We start from the raw sequence: 2,469 nt of genomic DNA, 5'->3' as shown, positions 1-2,469 counted from the left end.
CAGCTGCCTGCAGTGGTTCTGCCGTCTCACCAGCACCACCGAGGTCGCTCTGCTGGAGGAGATTGCCCAGCTCAGCGAGGAGGAGAAAGCCAGTGCGCCGTTCTTCCTGCCGTACCTTTCCGGCGAACGCACCCCGCATAACGACCCCGACGCTCGCGGGATGTTTTGGGGAATGACGCACTCCAGCCTGCGCGCGCAGCTGGGCTACGCGGTACTGGAAGGCGTGAGCTTTGGCATCAACGACGGCCTGCAGGTGCTGAAGGAGAGCGGCACGCGGATTGAGCAGTGCTCGCTGGTCGGCGGCGGCGCCCGAAGCCCGTTCTGGGCCCAGCTGCTGGCGGATATTCTCGCGATGCCGGTGGTCACCCACAAAGGGGGCGAAACCGGCGGCGCGCTGGGGGCGGCGCGGCTGGCCTGCCTGGCGGCAGGGAAACCGCTGGCCACGGTGTGCGAAAAGCCGGAAGTCTGGCAGACCTGGCGCACGACGCCGGCCCGCCATCAGGCACTGATGCAGCGCTACGTGCAGTTTAAAGCCTTATATCTCAACGACCTGAATTACCGTCAGCGCTAAATATAAATAACATACCCTAACGAGTTCGGGCCGCGGGAAGGCAACGGCCTGCGGCCTGAACGATGAGGGGTAGAACAACCGCTCCGGTGGCGTCATCGGAGCGAACTCCTGTACCCTGCAAACGAGGTCATTATGTCCGCAACCAATAAACAGTGGCTCGGTCTGCCCCTGAATCTGATATGGGGATACATTGCTATCGCCGTGTTTATGACCGGCGACGGTTTCGAGCTGGCTTTTCTCTCGCACTATATCAAAGAGCTGGGCTTCACCCCGGCGCAGGCCTCTTTCGCCTTTACGCTGTACGGCCTGGCCGCCGCGCTCTCGGCGTGGATTTCCGGCGTGGTGGCGGAGATCATCACCCCGCAGAAAACGATGATGATCGGTTTCGTGCTGTGGTGCGTGTTCCACGTTCTGTTCCTGGTTTTTGGCCTCGGACACGCTAACTATCCGCTGATCCTGCTGTTCTACGGCATTCGCGGCTTTGCCTATCCGCTGTTCCTCTACTCGTTTATCGTGGCGATTATTCACAACGTCAAAAGCGACAGCGCCAGCTCGGCGCTGGGCTGGTTCTGGGCGGTCTACTCCATCGGCATCGGCGTGTTCGGCAGCTACATCCCGAGCTTTACCATCCCGCATATCGGCGAGCTCGGCACGCTGTGGCTGGCGCTGGCGTTCTGCGCCACCGGCGGCGTCATCGCGATGGTCGCGCTGCGCAAAATCGAAACGCCACGGCATATGCAGAACCTGACCACCCGCGAGAAGTTTGCCGAGCTGGGCCGCGCGGTCACGCTGCTCTACAGCAATCGCAATATTCTGCTCTCCAGCGTGGTGCGTATTATCAACACCCTGTCGCTGTTCGGCTTTGCGGTCATTATGCCGCTGATGTTTGTTGACGAGCTGGGCTTTACCACCTCGGAGTGGCTGCAGGTGTGGGCGGTATTCTTCTTCACCACCATTTTCTCCAACGTGCTGTGGGGGATCCTCGGCGAGAAGCTGGGCTGGATCAAAGTGGTGCGCTGGTTTGGCTGCGTCGGCATGGCGCTGTCGAGCCTTGCCTTCTACTACATTCCGCAGCACTTCGGGCATAACTTCGCCATGGCGCTGATCCCGGCGGTTGCGCTGGGGATCTTTGTCGCCGCCTTCGTGCCGATGGCCGCCGTGTTCCCGGCGCTCGAACCTAAGCATAAAGGGGCGGCCATTTCGGTCTATAACCTGTCGGCGGGGCTCTCCAACTTCCTCGCCCCGGCGATAGCGGTGGTCCTGCTGCCGTACTACAGCACCATCGGGGTGGTTATCGCCTACACCGCGCTGTACGTGCTGGCGTTCTTCCTCTGCGCGTTTATCCGCGTCGAGCAGCCGGGCTTTAGCCAGCAGCCGGCCGGCAGCGGTAAAAGCGTTGAATTTTCCTGATGAGAGTCTACGGGCCGCGTTAGCAATATCGCGGCCCGCCTGAGGTGGATGATGAGTATTAAAGCGGTAATTTTTGACATGGATGGCGTGCTGATTGACTCGGAAGGCCTGTGGCGCCAGGCGCAGATGGAGGCCCTGGCCTCTCTGGGCGCGACGGTCAGCGTTGAGGAGTGCGAAACCTTGACCAAAGGCAAGCGGCTGGACGACATTGCGCGCATCTGGTGCCGCCACTGCCGGCTCAGCGTCGCGCCGCAGCGCCTGCAGCAGACTATCCTGCAGCGGGTCACCGGCCTGATTATCGCCAGCGGCGAGGCGATGGAGGGCGTCAATGACGCCCTGGCCCATTTCCGCCGCTGCGGCTATAAGATTGCGCTGGCGACCTCCTCGTCCCATCAGGTGATTGCCGCCGTGCTGGATAAGCTCGCCCTGCGCCCCTGGTTTGACGCGATCTCCAGCGCCGACGACGAAGCCTGGGGCAAGCCGCACCC

Annotated in this window: 3 protein-coding genes; all 3 read left to right on the top strand. The window is 61.8% G+C overall.

What is annotated here, in order from left to right; genetic code table 11:
- Window positions 1-571 (top strand): FGGY-family carbohydrate kinase (locus tag PFH44_RS26740; protein WP_283826714.1); only part of this gene is annotated, 571 nt, incomplete at its 5' end.
- A 132-nt stretch (window positions 572-703) separates the two neighbouring features.
- The gene (locus PFH44_RS26735; RefSeq protein WP_283826713.1) at window positions 704-1,981 is read left to right on the top strand and encodes an RbtT/DalT/CsbX family MFS transporter; all 1,278 of its coding nucleotides are present in this window, start codon (window positions 704-706) and stop codon (window positions 1,979-1,981) included.
- A 51-nt stretch (window positions 1,982-2,032) separates the two neighbouring features.
- On the top strand, window positions 2,033-2,469 hold a 437-nt coding region (locus PFH44_RS26730; RefSeq protein WP_283826712.1), incomplete at its 3' end, for an HAD family hydrolase.

It is taken from the genome of Klebsiella sp. Ech2A, assembly GCF_030078455.1.
Classification (GTDB): Bacteria; Pseudomonadota; Gammaproteobacteria; order Enterobacterales; family Enterobacteriaceae; genus Klebsiella; species Klebsiella terrigena.
This window is presented reverse-complemented; position numbering and strand designations above follow the sequence as displayed.

What these genes read in the sequence shown, in the direction of transcription:
- PFH44_RS26735 (WP_283826713.1), top strand. Translation starts at nt 704, where the DNA reads ATGTCCGCAACCAATAAACAGTGGCTCGGTCTGCCCCTGAATCTGATA.